This is a genomic window from Aeromicrobium tamlense, assembly GCF_013408555.1.
GTDB lineage: Bacteria > Actinomycetota > Actinomycetes > Propionibacteriales > Nocardioidaceae > Aeromicrobium > Aeromicrobium tamlense.
In genome coordinates this window covers 1689778-1707152 of the sequence record NZ_JACBZN010000001.1, presented here as the reverse complement: position 1 = coordinate 1707152, position 17375 = coordinate 1689778, and the positions used below count along the sequence as shown (strand labels likewise).

The 17375-nt window shown below is 72.3% G+C and carries 19 protein-coding genes; 13 read left to right on the top strand and 6 right to left on the bottom strand.

Annotated features, from left to right (window positions below; all coding sequences use genetic code 11):
* Nucleotides 1-12: 12 nt before the first annotated feature.
* The 4 genes from BJ975_RS08500 to BJ975_RS08485 are packed head-to-tail and all read left to right on the top strand — an operon-like array spanning nt 13 to nt 5051.
* A complete protein-coding gene (locus BJ975_RS08500) occupies nt 13-2733 on the top strand; it encodes a GNAT family N-acetyltransferase (RefSeq protein ID WP_325064606.1) in 2721 nt (906 codons plus the stop codon).
* Nucleotides 2730-3305 carry a DUF5998 family protein gene (locus tag BJ975_RS08495; RefSeq protein ID WP_179424870.1) on the top strand — a complete coding sequence of 192 codons (576 nt, stop codon included), beginning with the start codon at nt 2730-2732 and terminating at the stop codon, nt 3303-3305. The genes BJ975_RS08500 and BJ975_RS08495 overlap by 4 nt, the downstream gene beginning before the upstream one ends.
* Nucleotides 3302-4393, top strand: a complete 1092-nt coding sequence (locus BJ975_RS08490; protein ID WP_179424868.1) for an alkaline phosphatase family protein — start codon at nt 3302-3304, stop codon at nt 4391-4393. The genes BJ975_RS08495 and BJ975_RS08490 overlap by 4 nt, the downstream gene beginning before the upstream one ends.
* Nucleotides 4394-4397: 4 nt before the next feature.
* Nucleotides 4398-5051 carry a thymidine kinase gene (locus BJ975_RS08485; RefSeq protein WP_179424866.1) on the top strand — a complete coding sequence of 218 codons (654 nt, stop codon included), beginning with the start codon at nt 4398-4400 and terminating at the stop codon, nt 5049-5051.
* 13 nt (nt 5052-5064) lie between these two features.
* Here BJ975_RS08485 and sepH read toward each other — a convergent pair whose 3' ends face one another.
* Nucleotides 5065-5943, bottom strand: coding sequence for a septation protein SepH (gene sepH, locus BJ975_RS08480; RefSeq protein ID WP_179424864.1), 879 nt, complete (start codon nt 5941-5943; stop codon nt 5065-5067).
* Between the two features lie 109 nt (nt 5944-6052).
* Nucleotides 6053-7252, bottom strand: a complete 1200-nt coding sequence (locus tag BJ975_RS08475) for an MFS transporter (protein ID WP_179424862.1) — start codon at nt 7250-7252, stop codon at nt 6053-6055.
* Between the two features lie 78 nt (nt 7253-7330).
* Between BJ975_RS08475 and BJ975_RS08470 the strand changes: the two genes are divergently transcribed.
* The 3 genes from BJ975_RS08470 (at nt 7331) to BJ975_RS08460 (ending at nt 9625) form a co-directional block, all read left to right on the top strand.
* The gene (locus tag BJ975_RS08470; RefSeq protein ID WP_179424861.1) at nt 7331-8371 is read left to right on the top strand and encodes a ferrochelatase; all 1041 of its coding nucleotides are present in this window, start codon (nt 7331-7333) and stop codon (nt 8369-8371) included.
* Nucleotides 8368-9156 carry an inositol monophosphatase family protein gene (locus BJ975_RS08465; protein ID WP_179424859.1) on the top strand — a complete coding sequence of 263 codons (789 nt, stop codon included), beginning with the start codon at nt 8368-8370 and terminating at the stop codon, nt 9154-9156. Before BJ975_RS08470 ends, BJ975_RS08465 begins: the two co-directional genes overlap by 4 nt.
* Before the next feature lie 169 nt (nt 9157-9325).
* Nucleotides 9326-9625, top strand: a complete 300-nt coding sequence (locus BJ975_RS08460) for a DUF4193 domain-containing protein (protein WP_078698323.1) — start codon at nt 9326-9328, stop codon at nt 9623-9625.
* A gap of 84 nt (nt 9626-9709) precedes the next feature.
* On the opposite strand, the gene BJ975_RS08455 is transcribed toward BJ975_RS08460, so the two are convergent.
* Nucleotides 9710-10078, bottom strand: a complete 369-nt coding sequence (locus BJ975_RS08455) for a DUF4235 domain-containing protein (RefSeq protein WP_179424857.1) — start codon at nt 10076-10078, stop codon at nt 9710-9712.
* Nucleotides 10044-10574 carry a DUF3093 domain-containing protein gene (locus BJ975_RS08450; protein WP_179424855.1) on the bottom strand — a complete coding sequence of 177 codons (531 nt, stop codon included), beginning with the start codon at nt 10572-10574 and terminating at the stop codon, nt 10044-10046. The genes BJ975_RS08455 and BJ975_RS08450 overlap by 35 nt, the downstream gene beginning before the upstream one ends.
* Nucleotides 10575-10657: 83 nt before the next feature.
* On the opposite strand from BJ975_RS08450, the gene dut reads away from it, so the two are divergent.
* From dut to BJ975_RS08430, 4 genes are read left to right on the top strand one after another with little or no spacing between them, the layout of a single operon-like run.
* Nucleotides 10658-11128 carry a dUTP diphosphatase gene (dut, locus tag BJ975_RS08445; protein ID WP_179424853.1) on the top strand — a complete coding sequence of 157 codons (471 nt, stop codon included), beginning with the start codon at nt 10658-10660 and terminating at the stop codon, nt 11126-11128.
* On the top strand, nt 11128-11757 hold the full coding sequence (locus tag BJ975_RS08440) for a DUF3710 domain-containing protein (protein WP_179424850.1): 630 nt from the start codon (nt 11128-11130) through the stop codon (nt 11755-11757). The genes dut and BJ975_RS08440 overlap by 1 nt, the downstream gene beginning before the upstream one ends.
* Nucleotides 11758-11762: 5 nt before the next feature.
* A complete protein-coding gene (locus BJ975_RS08435; RefSeq protein WP_179424848.1) occupies nt 11763-12116 on the top strand; it encodes an OB-fold nucleic acid binding domain-containing protein in 354 nt (117 codons plus the stop codon).
* A gap of 1 nt (nt 12117) precedes the next feature.
* Nucleotides 12118-12783 (top strand): DUF3159 domain-containing protein, encoded by a 666-nt coding sequence (locus tag BJ975_RS08430; protein ID WP_179424846.1) that lies wholly within the window; start codon nt 12118-12120, stop codon nt 12781-12783.
* A gap of 6 nt (nt 12784-12789) precedes the next feature.
* Here BJ975_RS08430 and BJ975_RS08425 read toward each other — a convergent pair whose 3' ends face one another.
* Entirely contained in the window at nt 12790-13455 is a 666-nt protein-coding gene (locus BJ975_RS08425) for a potassium channel family protein (protein WP_179424844.1), read from the bottom strand.
* A complete protein-coding gene (locus tag BJ975_RS08420; protein ID WP_218846626.1) occupies nt 13455-14105 on the bottom strand; it encodes a potassium channel family protein in 651 nt (216 codons plus the stop codon). Before BJ975_RS08420 ends, BJ975_RS08425 begins: the two co-directional genes overlap by 1 nt.
* 65 nt (nt 14106-14170) lie before the next feature.
* On the opposite strand from BJ975_RS08420, the gene BJ975_RS08415 reads away from it, so the two are divergent.
* Nucleotides 14171-16177 (top strand): APC family permease, encoded by a 2007-nt coding sequence (locus BJ975_RS08415; RefSeq protein WP_179428146.1) that lies wholly within the window; start codon nt 14171-14173, stop codon nt 16175-16177.
* The gene (locus BJ975_RS08410) at nt 16174-17373 is read left to right on the top strand and encodes a class I SAM-dependent RNA methyltransferase (protein WP_179424840.1); all 1200 of its coding nucleotides are present in this window, start codon (nt 16174-16176) and stop codon (nt 17371-17373) included. The genes BJ975_RS08415 and BJ975_RS08410 overlap by 4 nt, the downstream gene beginning before the upstream one ends.
* Nucleotides 17374-17375: the final 2 nt, after the last annotated feature.

Here is a 17375-nt window from a genome sequence, read left to right as displayed (position 1 = left end):
AGGTTTGTGCCCGTGAGTGGCAGCGAACCGGTCGAGACGAGCCTGATGCCCCACCCGGTCCCCGCGTGGGAGGCCGACGTCCTGCTCAAGGACGGGCGCGTCGCTCAGATCCGCCCCATCGTCCCCGAGGACGCCCCGAAGTTCGTCGAGTTCTACGACCGCGTCTCGGCCGAGTCGAAGTACTTCCGCTTCTTCGCCCCGTACCCGCGGCTGTCCGACCGCGACGTGCAGCGGTTCACCACCGTCGACCACTACAAGCGCGTCGCGTTCGTGGTGACGCAGCAGGACGACATCATCGCGGTCGGCCGCTACGACGCCGTCTCCGACGACGAGGCCGAGGTCGCATTCCTCGTCGAGGACGCCCACCAGGGTCGTGGCATCGGCCAGCTGCTGCTGGAGCACCTCGCCCAGGCCGGTCGCGAGCGCGGCTTCACCGAGTTCACCGCCGAGGTCCTGCCCGAGAACGTGCGCATGCTCCAGGTGTTCCGGGAGATGGGCTACACCATCAGCGGCACCCTCGAGGACGGCGTGCAGCGCCTCACCTTCGAGATCAACCCCACCGACTCCGCGCTCGGCGTCATGCGCTCGCGCGAGCAGCGCGCCGAGGCCGCCTCGATCGCCCGCATCTTCGGCGCCCGCAGCGTCGCCGTCGTCGGCGCCAGCCGCCGTGCCGGCTCGATCGGCCAGGCCATGGTCCGCAACCTCGTGCTGGGCGACTACGGCGGCACCGTCTACGCCGTGAACTCCCAGGCCGAGGCCGTCTCGGGCCTCACGGCCTACCCGACCGTGCGCGACATCCCGGGCGAGGTCGAGATCGCGATCGTCGCGGTGCCGGCCGAGCACGTCAACGACGTCGTCCTCGACTGCGCCGCCAAGGGCGTCCACGGCCTCGTGGTGATCTCGGCAGGCTTCGCCGAGGAGGGTCCCGAGGGGCGCGCGCGCCAGCAGGAGCTGCTGCACTCGTGCCGCATCCACGGCCTGCGCCTCATCGGCCCGAACTGCCTGGGCATCATCAACACGTCCTCCGACGTCCAGCTGAACGCCTCGCTGTCGGCCACGATGCCGCCGCCCGGCCGCGCGGGCTTCTTCTGCCAGTCCGGCGCCCTCGGCACGGCGATCCTCGAGACCGTCTCCGCGCGCGGCCTGGGCCTGTCCACCTTCGTCTCGGCCGGCAACCGCGCCGACGTCTCGGGCAACGACCTCCTGCAGTACTGGCAGCAGGACGACAGCACCGACGTCGTGCTGCTGTACCTCGAGTACATCGGCAACCCGCGCAAGTTCTCGCGGCTGGCCCGCCGCGTCTCGGAGGTCAAGCCGATCGTCGCGGTGAAGTCGGGCCGGTCCACCCAGGGTGTGCCCGTCGGCCACACGGTGCGCCGCAGCTCGGCGCCCCAGCAGGCGGTCGACGCGATGTTCCGCCAGGCGGGCGTGATCCAGGTCGACAACCTCGACGAGATGTTCGACGTCGCCCAGCTGCTGGCCCACCAGCCGCTGCCGCGCGGCAATCGCATCGCCGTGGTCGGCAACTCCGACGCCGTGGGACTGATCGTCACCGACGCCGCGAAGTCGCAGGGCCTCCAGGTCGCCCCGCCCATCGCGCTGGGCGCCACCGCCGGCGCCGAGGAGTTCGAGGTCGCCATCGAGGCCGCGCTCGCGCGCCCCGACGTCGACGCGCTCGTCGTGGTCTACACGCCGCCCATCACCACCGACAGCGACGCGGTGGCCACCGTGCTGGCCGCGATCGGCGAGCAGTCCGACAAGCCGATCGTCTCCACGTTCCTGGCCAGCAAGGGCATCCCGGTGCTGCTGCGCGTGCCCGACCTCGAGGGCGGCTCGGCCGGCCGCGGCTCGGTGCCGTCGTACGCGGCGCCCGAAGCGGCCGTGAAGGCGCTGGCCCGTGCCACGAACTACGCCGAGTGGGCCTCGCGCGACCACGGCGAGTACCACGTCGCCGCCGAGCACCGCTCCGGCGACGCGAAGGCGCTGATCCGCGACGTGCTGACGATCGCTCCGCGCGGCGCGGTGCTGTCCACCGAGCAGGTCCACTACCTGCTGTCCTGCTACGGCATCGACCTGTGGACCTGGACCAACGTGCACAGCAAGGAGGAGGCGATCGCGGCCGGCGAGCAGCTCGGCTGGGACGTCGTCCTCAAGGCCGGCAGCGAGCACCTGCGCGCCCGTCCCGACCTCGCGCACGTCTGGCGGGGCATCCACGACGCCGAGGACATGGCCGAGGCCTGGGACGAGATGACCACGTGGAGCGGCATCCGCGCCGACACCACGTTCTTCGTCCAGCGCTCGGCGCCCGACGGAGTCCAGGTCGCGTTCCGCGCCACGGAGGACCGTCTCTTCGGCCCGCTCGTGTCGTTCGGCATCGCCGGCGCCCCCAGCGAGTTGCTGGAGGACCGCAGCTACGGCATTCCGCCGCTCACCGACGTCGACGCCCGCACGATGGTCAGCGGCATCCGCGCGGCGCCGCTGCTGTTCGGCCACCACGGCAGCGAGCCCGTCGACGTCGCGTCGCTCGAGGACATCGTGCTGCGTCTCGCGGCCCTGAAGGACGACCTGCCCGAGGTGGTGTCGCTCGACCTCGAGCCGGTGCTGGTCAATCCCGACGGCTACACGGCCCTGAGTGCCCGCGCGAAGGTGATCCCGTCGTCCGACAGCCGCGGCGACTGGTACGTGCGGCGGCTGAGTCAGCCCGATGCGGCGACGGATACGCTGGGTCGGTGACCCGAACCACGGACCGCACGAAGGACCTGTACGAGTCGATCTCCCGCAGTGGCTACTACCCGGAGATCGTGGCGGGCGCCCTCGAGGACGCCCTCGCCACCGAGCCCGTCGAGTCGTTCGTCGTGCACCACGAGCCCACGTTCGACCGTGAGGAGATCCGCCGGCACATGTCGGTGCTGGTCCTCACGCCCACGCGCCTGCTGCTGACGCACACCGACGAGCACCCCGGCGACACGCTGTTGCCGAAGCCCTACACCTCCACCTCGGTCGAGGCGGTGCCGCTGTCGCGCGTCTCCGGCGTCGTCGTCACCCGCATGGTCTCGGCGCAGACACAGCAGCTGGAGGAGGCGCTCCTGACGATCGGCTGGGGCGCCGTGTCCCGGGTCGAGCTCGAGCCCGCCCGCTGCGACGACCCCGAGTGCGAGGCCGACCACGGCTACACCGGCTCGATCTCCGGTGACGACTTCTCGCTGCGGCTGAGCGCCGCCGCCGAGGGCGGTGCTGCCGTCGTCGGCCTGCTCGAGTTCGCCCGCGCGCTCACGGCCGCCACGACCGTCACCGAGGCTCGATGACCACGCCCCACGCCGGCATCCACGAGATCATGACCTCGGTGGGCGGCGCCCTCGGCGCGAGCGGCTTCACCGACGTCCTGGGACTCCCGCAGGCGAAGCGCTTCGTCGTCATGGTCGTCGACGGCCTCGGCCTCGACCTCCTGCGCGAGCACGCCGAGCTGGCGCCCTTCCTGTCGTCCTGCCTGAACATCGACGGCGTCCTCGCGGGCATCCCGTCCACCACGTCCGTCAGCCTCACGTCGCTCGGCACGGGCCTTCGGCCCGGCCAGCACGGGATGGCGGGCTACACGTGTCGCATCCCGGGCACCTCGCGCTTCCTCAACACGCTGCAGTGGGACGACCGGATCGATCCCGCCGAGTGGCAGCCGTACCCCACCGTGCTGAAGCAGCTGGCCGACGAGCGCATCGCGGTCACCGTCGTCAACGACGCGCGCTTCGAGCTGAGCGGCCTCACGCAGGTCAGCCAGCGCGGCGTGCCGTTCGTCGGCGTGCGCCACGCGTGGGACCGCCTCGCGGCCGTCGTCGAGGCCGTCGAGCGCGACGACCGCGCCCTCGTCTACGCCTACGAGTCCAGCGTCGACCACACGGGCCACGGCTCGGGCGTCGACTCCGAGGAGTGGCGCAAGGCGCTCGTCCAGGTGGACCGCGACGTCGCCGACCTGCGCGCGGCGCTGCCGCCCGACGTCGTGCTGCTGGTCACCGCCGACCACGGCATGGTCGACGTCCCCAAGGACGACCGCTTCGACCTCGTCGACCACCCCGAGCTGCGCGACGACGTCGTGCTGGTGGCGGGGGAGGCGCGGTTCCGGCACGTCCACACGCGCTCCGGCGCCGAGGCCACCGTGGCCGCGCGCTGGCGCGAGGCGCTGGGTGACCGCGTCGAGGTCCGCCTGCGCGACGACGCGGAGGAGTGGTTCGGCCCGATCGACCCCGCCGTCCGCGGGCGCTTCGGCGACGTCGTCGTGGCTGCCCTCGACGACTTCGCGGTGTTCGCCTCCGACGCCTTCGCCGTCGAGCTGCTGCTGGGCGGCTTCCACGGCTCCATCACGGACCGCGAGCGCCGCATCCCGGTCCTCGTGGCGGGCTGACGCCGTGGCCGAACTGGTCTTCTACTCGGGCACGATGGACTCGGGCAAGAGCACACTGGCGCTCCAGCTCGATCACAACCACCGGGCGCGCGGCCGTGTGGGCCGCATCTACTCCTCGCACGACCGTGCCGGCGAGGCCACGCTGTCGAGCCGCCTCGGGCTGTCGACGTCCGCCGTCGAGGTCACCGAGGAGCTGGACTTCTGGGACGACGTCGTCGGCCAGCTGACCAGCGGCGCCCGCGTCGACTACCTCGTGTGCGACGAGGCGCAGTTCTACACCGCGCGCCAGGTCGAGCAGCTGGCCAAGGTCGCCGACGAGCTCGACCTCGACGTGTTCTGCTTCGGCATCCTCACCGACTTCCGCACGCGGCTGTTCAGCGGCTCACAGCGACTCGTCGAGCTGGCCGACCGCGTGCTGACGCTCCAGGTCGAGGCGCTGTGCTGGTGCGGCGCCCGTGCCACGCACAACGCCCGCACCGAGGACGGCGAGATGGTCACCGAGGGCGAGGTCATCGTGGTGGGCGACGTCGAGGATCCCGACCGCCCGACCCCGCAGGTCGGGTACGAGGTGCTGTGCCGTCGCCACCACCGCAAGCGGATGACCGCCGCGCGCGCGAAGGCCGGTGCGCTCTCGCCCGACGTCCTGCCCTTCGACTGAGGGCGGTGGGTCCTCAGTCCGAGGAGCCGCCGAACATGATCTCGTCCCAGCTGGGGACCGAGCGGCGCGAGTGCTTCTTGCGGGGCTTCGGGGTGTCGGGCACGGCGATGCGCTCCTCGAGGGCCTGGTCCTCCAGGTCCTCGACGACCTCCTCGACGGGCTCCTCGAAGACGGCCTGCTCGAGGGCCCGGCGGTCGCGCGCCTCCTTGATGGAGCGCACGAGCGGGGCGTGGTCGGGCTCCTCGGCGATGGCGCCGCCGAAGGCCTCGGGCGCGTCGGTGACGAGGTCGGCCAGCGCCATGTCGTGCTGGTCCTGCGTGGCGAGGTCGCCGACCAGGCCGCGGGCGGCGTCGTCGTCGGCGATCACGTAGCGGCTCTTGGGGTCGTAGAGGAACGACGCGGCGCCGTCCTGGAGGTCGACCTGGACGGTCCAGCGACCGTCCTCGCGACGCCAGGCGTCCCACTGGGCGTTCTCGGGGGCGATGCCGCGCTCGGCCAGGGCGGTGTCCGCCAGCTCGGCCAGGGCGACGGCGGGTCCGCCGACGTGCTTGCGGCGCACCGACGTGGCGCGTGCCGACTGGGCCATCCACTCGCGCTCGGCGATGACGGGCACGGCGAAGCCCTGCACCCGCTCGACCGTGATGCCGGCGGCCTCGGCGACCTCTTCGACCGACTCGCCGCGGCGGATGCGGGTCTGGATGTCTCGGGGGGTGAGCGAACTCTCCATCGGAATCTCCATCTGTCCGGAACGACTCGACCCTACGGGAGTGCGATCGACCAGCGTGGTGAGCCGGCGATCGATGCTGAGTCGGAAGCGTTCTCCGGTGGTCGCGTCACGGGCCACGAGGAATCGTCCGTCGTCGCTGAGTCCCACGGTCGCGAGTTCCCGCATGTTCGAGCCTCCCCGTGTCGCTGCTGCCACCGACTTCAAGGCTAGTGAACGGCCGCGACGATCCCGGGAGACGCGCCGTGTCCGGATGTGTTTTCCGAGACGCCGTCGGTCACTCGGCGAGGGCGTGACGCTGGGGGAGCGGACCGCGGAACCAGAAGGCGACCGAGGTGGTCATCAGCGCCGCCACGATGGGCAGCGTGAAGCCCACCGATGCGGACCACCGGTCGACCATGAGTCCCGCGATGGCGGCCCCCGCGGCGGTGCCGGCGGACATGCCGGTGGTGGTCCAGGTGAGGGCCTCGGTGAGGCGCGACGGCGGCACGCACAGCTCGACCAGGTGCACCGCCGTGATGAGCGTCGGCGAGAGCATGAGGCCGGCCAGCAGGAAGCCGACCGCGAGCAGCGCGATGTTCGGCGCGAAGGGCAGCGGGGCGAGGAAGACGAGCAGGCCGAGGGTCGACAGGCGCAGCCGTCGGACGGGGTCGGCCGGCGGCGCCAGCGCACCGATCACGAGGCCCGCCGCGAGGCTGCCCGCGGACCAGATCGCCAGGACGAGTCCGGCCGCGCCGGGACGGCCCTGCTCCTCGGTGAACGCGACCACGAGGACCTCGGCGGCGCCGAACAGCAGGCCCAGCCCGCACGCCGCCACGACCAGCGGACCGAGCAGGAACCACGGCAGGGGCTCGCGGGAACCCTCCGCCTGACGGCGGTGCGGCGGCTGGGTGGAGCGCTGGAGTGCCAGGCCCCAGGCGCCGACGAGCGCGGCGGCGCCGGCGACGGCGAGTCCGGACCAGTCGAGGACGCTGAGCGTGAGGACGGTGACGAGGACGGGACCGACGATGAAGACGACCTCGTCGAGCACCGCCTCCAGGGCGAACGCGGTCTGCAGGCGACCGCGGTCGGAGAGGTTGTGCGTCCACCGGGCGCGGACCATGTTGCCGGCCTGCGGCGCGCCGAGGCCGGCGATCACGGCGCCGATCGCGGCCACCCACAGCGACAGGTCGACCGTCGTGAGCAGGATCGTGATGCCCGACGCGAACAGCGCGCCGGCCGTGAGGAGCACGGGCGCCTGTCCCACGCGGTCGGCGAGCCGACCCTGGACGGGCGCGCAGATCGCCGACGTGACGACGTAGACCGCCATCAGCAGTCCGGCGGGTCCGTAGTCGCCGGTGCGTCCCGAGACCAGGAGCACGATGCCGAGCCCCGTCATGGACAGGGGCAGGCGTCCGAGGGCGCCGGCCGAGGTGAAGGCGGGCGCGCCGGGCGTCGACAGGATCGAGCGGTAGGCGGAGAGCATGACGGGACTCATCTTGGACCCACTCGCCGACGAACTGGGGACCGGCTCGCCCGAAGCGTGCCCGAAGGGGCCCCGTGGAAGACTGGCGGCATGGACGCACGCCCCTATGACGCCCTCCTGCTCGTCTCCTTCGGAGGCCCCGAGAAGCCCGAGGACGTGGTCCCGTTCCTCGAGAACGTGACGCGCGGCCGGGGCATCCCGAAGGAGCGTCTGGTCGAGGTCGGGGAGCACTACTTCGGCTTCGGCGGCAAGTCGCCCATCAACGACATCAACCGCGACCTGCTGGCCGCGCTGCGGGCCGACTTCGCCGAGCAGGGACTCGACCTGCCGGTCTACTGGGGCAACCGCAACTGGGACCCGTACCTGGCCGATGCGTTCGACCAGATGGAGGCCGACGGCGTCGAGCGCGTCGCGTGCTTCATGACCAGCGCCTACTCGTCGTACTCGAGCTGCCGCCAGTACCGCGAGAACCTCTTCGAGGTATCGCACGACCGCCCGATCCGGGTCGACCGGCTGCGTCACCACTTCAACCACCCGGTCTTCGTCGAGCTGTTCACCGAGTACACCCGCGCGGCGCTGGCCGAGGTCGGTCCCGACGCGCGCGTCGTGTTCGTCACCCACTCGGTGCCCGACCAGATGAACGAGGCGAGCGGCGGACCCGGCTGCGGCCTGTACGAGCGTCAGCACCTCTCGGTGGCCGGCCTCGTCGCCGAGGCGCTCGACCTGCCGACGTGGTCGCTGGCCTACTGCTCGCGCTCGGGCCCGCCGAGCCAGCCGTGGCTCGAGCCGGACGTCAACGACCACCTCGAGGAGCTGGCCGAGCAGGGCGTCACCTCCGTCGTGCTGGTGCCGATCGGCTTCGTCGCCGACCACATGGAGGTCGTGTACGACCTCGACACCGAGGCCAAGGCGACGGCCGAGCGCCTCGGCCTGCGCTTCGCGCGCGCCGCCAGTCCCAACGCCGACCCGCGCTACGCGGCGATGGTGCGCGAGCTCCTGCTCGAGCGTGCCGCGGCCGAGCGCGGCGAGTCGCCGGAGCGTCCGGCACTCGGCGAGTTCGGGCCGAAGGCCGACACCTGCCCGGGCGACTGCTGCGTCAACCCGCGGTCGATGCGCCCGGTGCTGGCGTGACCGAGCTGCTCGACCTCGCGCGCCGGGTCGCGGCCGAGGCGGCCGAGCACGTCGCCGCGCAGCGTCCCGCCGGCCGGGTGGGCGTGGCGGGGACGAAGTCCAGCCCCACCGACCTCGTCACGCTGATCGACCGCTCATGTGAGGAGCTCATCCGCGAGCGCATCCTCGCCGCCCGTCCCCACGACGCCTTCGTCGGCGAGGAGGGCCAGGACGTGCCCGGGACCTCGGACGTCGAGTGGGTCGTCGACCCGATCGACGGCACGGTCAACTTCGTCTACGGCATCCCGCGGTACGCGGTGGCGATCGGCGCCCGGGTCGGTGGCATCGACCACGTGGGCGTCGTCGTCAACATCGCCACGGGCGAGTCCTACGCGGCGGTGGCGGGGGAGGGCGCCTGGCGGGTCGACGAGGCCGCGCCGCGACGCCTGACGGGCCCGCCCGTCCTGCCGCCGGCCGAGATGCTCGTGGCCACCGGCTTCAACTACGTGCCCGAGGTGCGTGAGCACCAGGCGAAGGCGGTCGGCGCGATGCTGCCCCACGTGCGCGATGTCCGCCGGATCGGCGCGGCCGCGCTCGACCTCACGGACCTCGCGGAGGGGCGCCTGGACGCCTTCGTCGAGCAGGGCCTCCAGCCGTGGGACCACGCCGCGGCGGGACTGATCGCGCGCGAGGCCGGACTCGTCGTGACGGGCCTGGACGGTCCGCCGTCCGACCGCCTCGTGGTCGCGGCTCCCGCGGGCGGGATCGAGGAGTTCCTCGCGCTCGTCCGACGCTGCGGCTTCTGAGCCGCATCGGCGCCCTCCACGACTGGCGGAACGGCGGCTGCGGTGGGAATATCGGCGCCACCGGGCGGCTTGTGTCTTCCGGGTGCGCGCGAGTTGGACCCATGTGGTTGAATCTGCGCGTTCCACAAGAACACGACCAGAGTTCCACGAGAACCAGCATGGAGAGTTGATGGCAACCGATTACGACGCGCCCCGCAAGACCGACGAGGAGCAGTCCGAGGACAGCATCGAGGAGCTGAAGGCGCGTCGCCACGAGAAGAACTCGGGCAAGGTCGACGAGGACGAGGTCGAGGCGGCAGAGTCGTTCGAGCTCCCCGGCGCCGACCTGTCGCACGAGGAGCTCGCGGTCAAGGTCGTCCCCAAGCAGTCCGACGAGTTCACCTGCATGTCCTGCTTCCTGGTGCACCACCGCAGCCAGCTGGCCACCGAGAAGAACGGCATGGCGATCTGCAAGGACTGCGCCGACTGAGGTCCGCGCCCCGACGAACGCACGACGTCCGGCGTCGCCGCTCACGCGGCGGGCCGGACGTCTTCGTGTGTCGGGGGCGACGCGTCAGCGCTTGGCGTCCTTCGTCGACTTCATCCCCGGCGGCAGGCCGCCGGTGGACTTGAGCCAGTAGCTGGCCGCGCCGCGCCGGGCCACGGTGCGCACGATCTGCACGGTGGCGCCACCGATCGCGGCCCACGCCACGGCCTCCTTCGTGCTGAGCTCGGGGCTGCGCGTGTTGCGCGGGGGCTGACGGCCGGTGACCGCGCGCCAGGCCAGGTTGGACACGTACGGGGCGAGCGTGGCCGCGAGCAGGCCGGAGCCGGTGTCGAGCGCCCGCCAGGCGCCGCGGCCGCGTCCCTTCGAGACCTTGGCCTCGGCCTTCGAGGTGGTCCCGGCGTCAGGCGTCGCCTTCGTCGCGCGCTTCCTGGCCATCGATGGTCCTTTCGTCCGTGGGGTCACCGGTGTCGGTGGGAGCACCAGTCTGGCCCACGGCGCGACTCAGCGCGTCGGGACGGCGCGTCGACACGAGCCAGTAGGGCGTGGGATCGGCCGGATCGGCCACCTCCACGCGCACCCCGCGGTCGATCCACGGGCGGGTCAGGAGGAAGGCGCGATCGGTGCCGGCGCGGTCCAGGGCGGCCCGCCAGGACGCGGGGTCGAGGGCCTCGACGGTGCCGAGGTCGGGCGCCTCGAGGTGGGCGTCGCCCGCGCGCAGCCGGCCCGGCTCGGCCGTCACCAGCAGCGACCCGTACCTCCACAGGCCGGCCCCGGCGATCAGGAGGGTCAGCAGGCCCACTCCGGCGGCGACGAACGGGCTGGTGGCCACGAGGAGCAGCCAGCCGACGCTCACGGAGGCGACGACGACACCGCCCCACCACAGGCCGGGGGCGACGAGGCGCTCGCGGTGACGCTCGGGGGTTTTCTGCACGGGTCCACTGTGCCTCACCCGAGCCAACCTGCCCGACCGCGGCCGACGTGCCCGCAGGGGTCTCGCGCCAGTATCGTCGCCACGTGACCGAGGTGCAGATCCGGCGACTCGACGCCGACGTCCCCCTTCCCGCGTACGCCCATCCCGCCGACGCCGGCGCCGACCTGGTCTCCACGATCGACGTCGTCCTCGCGCCGGGGGAGCGCGCCCTGGTCCCCACCGGCATCGCCCTCGCGCTGCCCGAGGGCTTCGCCGGCTTCATCCATCCGCGGTCGGGCCTGGCGCTGCGGCACGGTCTGTCGGTCGTGAACACGCCGGGAACGATCGACGCGGGTTACCGTGGGGAGATCAAGGTGCTGCTGGTCAACCACGACCTGCGCGAGCCCGTCCACATCGCGCGGGGCGACCGCATCGCCCAGCTCGTGGTCCAGCGCGTCGAGCACGTGCGCTTCGTCGAGGTCGACGGACTGGAGGACTCCGTACGTGGCGAGGGCGGGTACGGTTCCTCGGGTGGTCACGCCTCGATCGGGGCATCGACGGAAGGAAGTCACTGATGTTTGGTCGCAAGAACGCCGGCGCGACCGAGTCCCCGGCCGCTGCTGCTGCTGAGCCCGTCGAGGTCGCCGGGCCGCGCGCCGACGGACCCTTCGACGTCACCGAGCGCCCCATCGAGTCGCCCGACGAGTACGTCGACCTGGGCTCGCTGCTGATCCGGATGCGTCCGGACATCGAGGTCCAGCTGCCCACCGAGGACGACGTCGTCACGGCCGTCCTGGTCACCTCCGGCGGCTCGGCCGTCGAGCTGCGCCCGTTCGCCGGGGCCCGCAGCGGCGGCACGTGGGACGGCGTCCGCGCCGACCTGCGCGAGGAGGTCGACAAGCGCGGCGGCACGATCACCGAGATCGACGGCCCGTTCGGCCCCGAGATCCTGGCCCAGTTCCCCGCCACCACCGCCGACGGCACCGCGGGCGTGCAGCCCGCTCGGTTCATCGGCATCGAGGGCCCCCGCTGGGTCGTGCGTGCCACGATCCTGGGCGCTGCGGGCCTGGAGTCCACCGACGAGGGCGTGTTCGTGGAGGTGCTGCGCGACCTGCGCGTGCGCCGCGGCGAGGAGCCGCGGATGCTGCGCGAGTCGCTGCCGCTGGTGATCCCCGCCGACGCCCAGCGCGTCGAGGAGGAGTAGGTCCCGTGCCCGGTGTCGTGTCGAAGTGGCTCGACCGGTTCTCGGTCGAGAGCCAGGAGGACTCCGAGCTGCGCGGCCGCGCCACCGCCGCGGGCTGCGCCGCGATCAAGGACGCCCCCGAGCGCGAGCGCGTCGACATCCACGGCGTGCTGCACGACGTCACGCTGCGCCCCGTCGGCGACGTGACGGCGCTCGAGGCCTCGCTGTACGACGGCACCGGCACGATCACGCTGATCTGGCTGGGCCGCCGTCGCATCGAGGGCATCGCCGCCGGCCGCTCGCTGACCGCCACGGGCCGCATCGGCCACCGCGGCTCCGAGCGGGTCATGTACAACCCCGCCTACCGATTGGACTCCTGAGATGTCCGAGCCCCGCGAGGCGAACGTCGCCACCGTCGAGCAGGTGGTCCGCCAGCGCCTCGCGGAGGCGTTCGGAGGCGTCCGCGGGATCGTCGAGGCGGCCGTGCCGACGATCACCTTCACGCTCTGCTACCTGACGACGCGCGAGCTCAGGATGAGCCTCATCGTGGCGTCGGCGCTGACCGCCGTGCTGCTGATCGTGCGCGTGGTGCAGCGCTCCAACCCGCAGTTCGTCATCAACGCCCTGGTCGGCATCGGCATCGCGGCGCTGTTCGCGTCGCGGTCGGGGGAGGCGCGCGACGTCTTCCTGCCGGGCATCATCTACAACGCCGGCTACGCCGTGGTGCTCGTCGCCACGGTCGTGATCGGCTGGCCGGCGATCGGCGTGATGATCGGCGCCCTCGTGGGCGACCTCTCCGGCTGGCGCCGCGATCCCGGCATGCGCAGGCTCTGCAACCGCCTCACGCTGCTGTTCGCGCTGCCGTGCGTGCTGCGCGTGCTGGTGCAGTACCCGCTCTACCTGTCCGACCAGATCGGCTGGCTCGGCACCTCGAAGGTGATCATGGGCTGGCCGCTGCAGATCGCCACGCTCGCCGCGATGGTGTGGCTGCTCAGTCGCAACAGCACGCCCGTCACGGAGATCGAGGACGAGACCCCGGCCCCGTAGGCGCTCTCAGCCCCGGTGGTTGGCCAGCAGGGCCGACAGCTCGCCCTCCGCGGCGGACGGGGTGACGAACAGCAGCTCGTCGCCGGCCTCGACCGTGCGGTCGGCCTCGGGCAGCAGCGACTGCTGCTGACGCAGGATGACCACGGGGTGCACGCCGGCGGGCCAGGTGATGTCACCCAGCCGGCGGCCCACGTAGGCCGAGTCGGCCGGCACGGTCAGCTCGACGAGGTTCGTGTCGCTCTGGCGGAACGTGAACAGGCGGACGAGGTCGCCCACCGCCACGGCCTCCTCGACGAGGGCGGCCATGATGCGCGGCGTCGACACCGCGACGTCGACGCCCCAGGACTCCCCGTACAGCCACTCGTTGCTGGGATTGTTCACGCGCGCGACGGTGCGCGGCACCGTGAACTCGGTCTTGGCCAGCAGCGACATCACGAGGTTCGCCTTGTCGTCGCCGGTGGCGGCGATGGCGACGTCGCACGTCTGCAGCTGCGCCTCCTCGAGCGTGGACATCTCGCAGGCATCGGCCAGCAGCCACTGCGCGTCGGGCACGAGATCGCTGCGGATCGAGGTGGGGGACTTGTCGATCAGCAGGACGCTGTGACCGTGGTCGAGGAGCTCCTGGGCGACGGAGCGGCCGACGGCCCCGGCTCCGGCGATCGCGACGCGCATCAGTCCGTCTCCTTCGGTCCGGCCTCGAGCGCGGCGAGCGCGGTGTCCGCCTCGTCCGACACGAGGAACATGCTGAGGTAGTCGCCCTCCTGGATCACGGTGTCGCCCGTGACCTGCTGCCCGGTGCCCAGGCGCGTGATGTAGGCAACGCGCGCGCCGGTGTGGGCCTCGAGGGAGGCGACGGTGCGACCCACCCACGCGAACGGCGCGTAGGCGTTGTCGAGCTGCAGGCGGCCCGACGGGTCCCGCCACGCGGGCTCGGACCCGGCCGGGAGCAGGCGCCTGAGCATCTGGTCGGCCGCCCAGGGGACGGTCGCGACGGTGGGGATGCCGAGCCGCTCGTAGACCTCGGCGCGGCGCGGGTCGTAGATGCGCGCCACGACGTTGCCGACGCGGAAGACCTCGCGGGCCACGCGCGCGGCGATGATGTTGGAGTTGTCGCCGCTGGAGACCGCTGCGAAGGCGTCGGCGCGCTCGATGCCGGCAGCCACGAGGACCCCGCGGTCGAAGCCCATGCCGGTGACGGTGTCGCCGGCGAACGAGGGTCCGAGGCGCCGGAACGCGTCGGGATTGGAGTCGATGACGGAGGTCGAGTGCCCCCGCGACTCCAGGCTCCGGGCGAGCGACGCACCCACGCGTCCGCACCCCATGATCACGATGTGCACACCGGCGACGGTACACCGGCCCGAACGGGTCTAGCATCGACCGCGTGGGAATGACCGGTGCGCTGAAGCGCGCCCTCATCGGACGGAAGCTGCGCACCTCGCAAATGGGGGAGACCCTGTTGCCGAAGCGCGTCGCGCTGCCCGTCTTCGCGAGTGACGCGCTCTCGTCCGTGGCCTATGCGCCGGACGAGATCTTCCTGACCCTGTCGATGGGCGGGCTCACGGCCTACGCCTTCAACTGGCAGATCGGCCTCGCTGTGGTCGTGGTGATGCTCACGGTCGTGGCGTCGTACCGGCAGAACGTGCGCGCCTACCCCAGCGGAGGCGGCGACTACGAGGTCGCCACGGTGAACCTCGGCCGGAACGCGGGGCTCACGGTCGCGAGCGCGCTGATGGTCGACTACGTGCTGACCGTCGCGGTGTCGATCTCCTCGGGCGTGCAGAACGCCGCCGCCGCCCTGCCGTTCCTCAAGGGCCACGAGGCCACCGCCGCGGTCGGGCTCGTCGCGCTGCTGACGGCGATGAACCTGCGCGGCACCAAGGAGTCGGGCCGGGCGTTCGCCGTGCCGACGTACCTGTTCATGATCGCGATCGCGCTCATGGCCGGCTGGGGCTACGTCGAGTTCGCGATGGGCACCCTGCCCGAGGTGGAGAGCGCGCAGTACGACATCGCCGCCGAGGAGCCGTTCACCGGGGCGGTCAGCGGCATCGCGATGGCCTACCTGCTGGCGCGCGCCTTCTCGTCGGGCTGCGCCGCGCTGACCGGCGTCGAGGCGATCAGCAACGGCGTGCCGGCCTTCCGCAAGCCCAAGAGCCGCAACGCGGCCACCACGCTGCTGCTGCTCGGCACGATCTCGATCGCGATGCTGATGAGCATCATCGTGCTGGCCGACCTGATGAACCTGCGCTACGTCGAGGACCCGGCGCACCAGCTGCTGCTCAACGGCGAGCCCGTGGGGGAGGGGTACACCCAGGAGACCGTGATCGGCCAGCTGGCCGGGGCGCTCTTCCACGACGTGCCGCCGCTGTTCTACTTCGTCATCGCGTGCACCGGCGTCATCCTGGTGCTGGCCGCGAACACGGCCTTCAACGGCTTCCCGGTGCTCGGCTCGATCCTGGCCCGCGACGGCTTCCTGCCCCGCCAGCTGCACACCCGCGGCGACCGCCTCGCGTTCAGCAACGGCATCCTGCTGCTCGCCGCCGCGGCCGCCGTGCTGATCGTCGCGTTCGACGCCGAGGTCACGAAGCTCATCCAGCTCTACATCGTGGGCGTGTTCGTCTCCTTCACGCTGAGCCAGCTGGGCATGATCCGGCACTGGACCCGGCACCTGCTCACCGAGACCGATCCCGCCGAGCGGCGTCGCATGCAGCGCTCACGCGGCGTCAACGCCTTCGGCCTGGCGATGACCGCGACGGTGCTCGTGATCGTCCTCGTGACGAAGTTCCTCGCCGGCGCGTGGATCGCGATCCTGGCGATGATCGCGGTGTTCGTGGTGATGCGGTCGATCGCCGCCCACTACGACCGGGTCGCCGCCGAGCTGGCCGTCGACGACGCCGACGTCGCCCTGCCGGCGCGGGTCCACGGCGTGGTCCTGATCAGCAAGCTGCACAAACCGGCGATGCGCGCGATCGCCTACGCCCGGCTGGCCGGCGCGAGCTCGCTCGAGGCCGTCGTCGTCGACCTCGACCCCGACGAGACCGCCGAGCTGACCCGCCGGTGGGACGAGCTGCGCGTCCCGATCCCGCTGCGCGTGCTCGACTCGCCCTACCGCGAGGTCGTGCGGCCGGTCATGCGCTACGTCAAGAACCGCCGAACGCAGAACCCGCGCGACCTGATCACCGTCTACATCCCCGAGTACGTCGTCGGCCGCTGGTGGGAGCAGGCGCTCCACAACCAGACCGCGCTGCGCCTCAAGGCCCGCCTGCTGTTCGTGCCGGGCGTCCTCGTCGTCAGCGTGCCGTTCCAGCTGGCCTCGGCGAAGCGCGTGGCCACGGGCGACTCGCACCCCACCGCCGGAGACGTGCGACGGGGCATCCGCCGGGAGGAGCGTCGATGAGCGACGCCGTGGTCACGGTCGGACCGGTCGCGCACGGGGGCCACTGCGTCGCGCGCCTCGACGGGCAGGTGGTGTTCGTCCGCCATGCGCTGCCCGGCGAGGTCGTCGAGATCCGCGTCACCGAGCGCTCCAAGCGGTTCCTGCGCGCCGACGCGGTGCAGGTGCTCGAGCCCTCGCCCGACCGCGTCACCCCGCCGTGCCCGCTCGCGGGTCCGGGGCTGTGCGGCGGCTGCGACTTCCAGCACGTCTCCGAGGAGGGTCAGCTGACGCTGCTGACCGACGTCGTCCGCGAGCAGCTGCAGCGGCTCGCCGGGCTCGACTGGGACGGTCGCGTCGAGGCGGTCGGCCCGCTGCTGGACTGGCGCACGCGCGTGGTGTGGTCGGTCGCCGAGAACGGCATGGCCGGCCTGCGCCGTCACCGCAGCCACGACGTGATCCCCGTCGAGTCGTGCCCCATCGCGCACCCCGACATCCCCGACGTCAGCCGCCAGCTGTGGGACGAGCCGCGCGTGGAGACCATCGCGTCCTCCACCGGGCAGCGCCTGCTGGTCACCGACGCCTCGATCGAGGACGACCTCGAGGCGCAGGTCGACGGCGTCGTCGCCTCCGACGGCACCGTGCGCGCCGGCACGGGCACGCTCGTCGAGGAGGTGCGCGGCCGACGCTTCTCGGTGAGCGGATCCGGCTTCTGGCAGGTCCATCCCGCCGCGGCCACCACCCTCGTGGAGGCCGTGCTCGCCGGCGCCGACGTCCGTCCCGACGACCGGGTGCTCGACCTCTACGCGGGCGCCGGGCTGTTCTCGGCGTTCCTCGCCGAGGCGTGTGCGCCGGGCGAGCTGGTGAGCGTCGAGGGCAACCGCCGCGCCTCGGCCGACGCGCGGGGCAATCTCGCCGAGCTCCCGAACGCGTCGATCGTGCACGCCCCCGTCGAGCGCGCGCTGCGTCGCGGACTGCTCGGTGCGCGTGCCGACGTCGTCGTGCTGGACCCGCCGCGCACCGGAGCGAAGGAGGCCGTCCCCGCCATCGCCGCGCTGGAGCCCCGGCGCATCGTCTACGTGGCCTGCGACCCCGCCGCCCTCGCACGCGACCTCGCCACGTTCGCCACGCTCGGGTACCGGCTGGAGTCGCTGCGCGGCTTCGCGCTGTTCCCGATGACGCACCACGTCGAGTGCGTCGCGGTGCTTGCGCGGGCCTGACC

Coding starts and splice junctions, on each gene's coding strand:
- BJ975_RS08490 (WP_179424868.1), top strand. CDS start 3,302: ATGACCACGCCCCACGCCGGCATCCACGAGATCATGACCTCGGTGGGC.
- BJ975_RS08470 (WP_179424861.1), top strand. CDS start 7,331: ATGGACGCACGCCCCTATGACGCCCTCCTGCTCGTCTCCTTCGGAGGC.
- BJ975_RS08455 (WP_179424857.1), bottom strand. CDS start 10,078: ATGGCCAGGAAGCGCGCGACGAAGGCGACGCCTGACGCCGGGACCACC.
- BJ975_RS08460 (WP_078698323.1), top strand. CDS start 9,326: ATGGCAACCGATTACGACGCGCCCCGCAAGACCGACGAGGAGCAGTCC.
- BJ975_RS08410 (WP_179424840.1), top strand. CDS start 16,174: ATGAGCGACGCCGTGGTCACGGTCGGACCGGTCGCGCACGGGGGCCAC.
- BJ975_RS08440 (WP_179424850.1), top strand. CDS start 11,128: ATGTTTGGTCGCAAGAACGCCGGCGCGACCGAGTCCCCGGCCGCTGCT.
- sepH (WP_179424864.1), bottom strand. CDS start 5,943: ATGCGGGAACTCGCGACCGTGGGACTCAGCGACGACGGACGATTCCTC.
- BJ975_RS08430 (WP_179424846.1), top strand. CDS start 12,118: ATGTCCGAGCCCCGCGAGGCGAACGTCGCCACCGTCGAGCAGGTGGTC.
- BJ975_RS08425 (WP_179424844.1), bottom strand. CDS start 13,455: ATGCGCGTCGCGATCGCCGGAGCCGGGGCCGTCGGCCGCTCCGTCGCC.
- BJ975_RS08475 (WP_179424862.1), bottom strand. CDS start 7,252: ATGAGTCCCGTCATGCTCTCCGCCTACCGCTCGATCCTGTCGACGCCC.
- BJ975_RS08415 (WP_179428146.1), top strand. CDS start 14,171: ATGACCGGTGCGCTGAAGCGCGCCCTCATCGGACGGAAGCTGCGCACC.
- BJ975_RS08420 (WP_218846626.1), bottom strand. CDS start 14,105: ATGGGGTGCGGACGCGTGGGTGCGTCGCTCGCCCGGAGCCTGGAGTCG.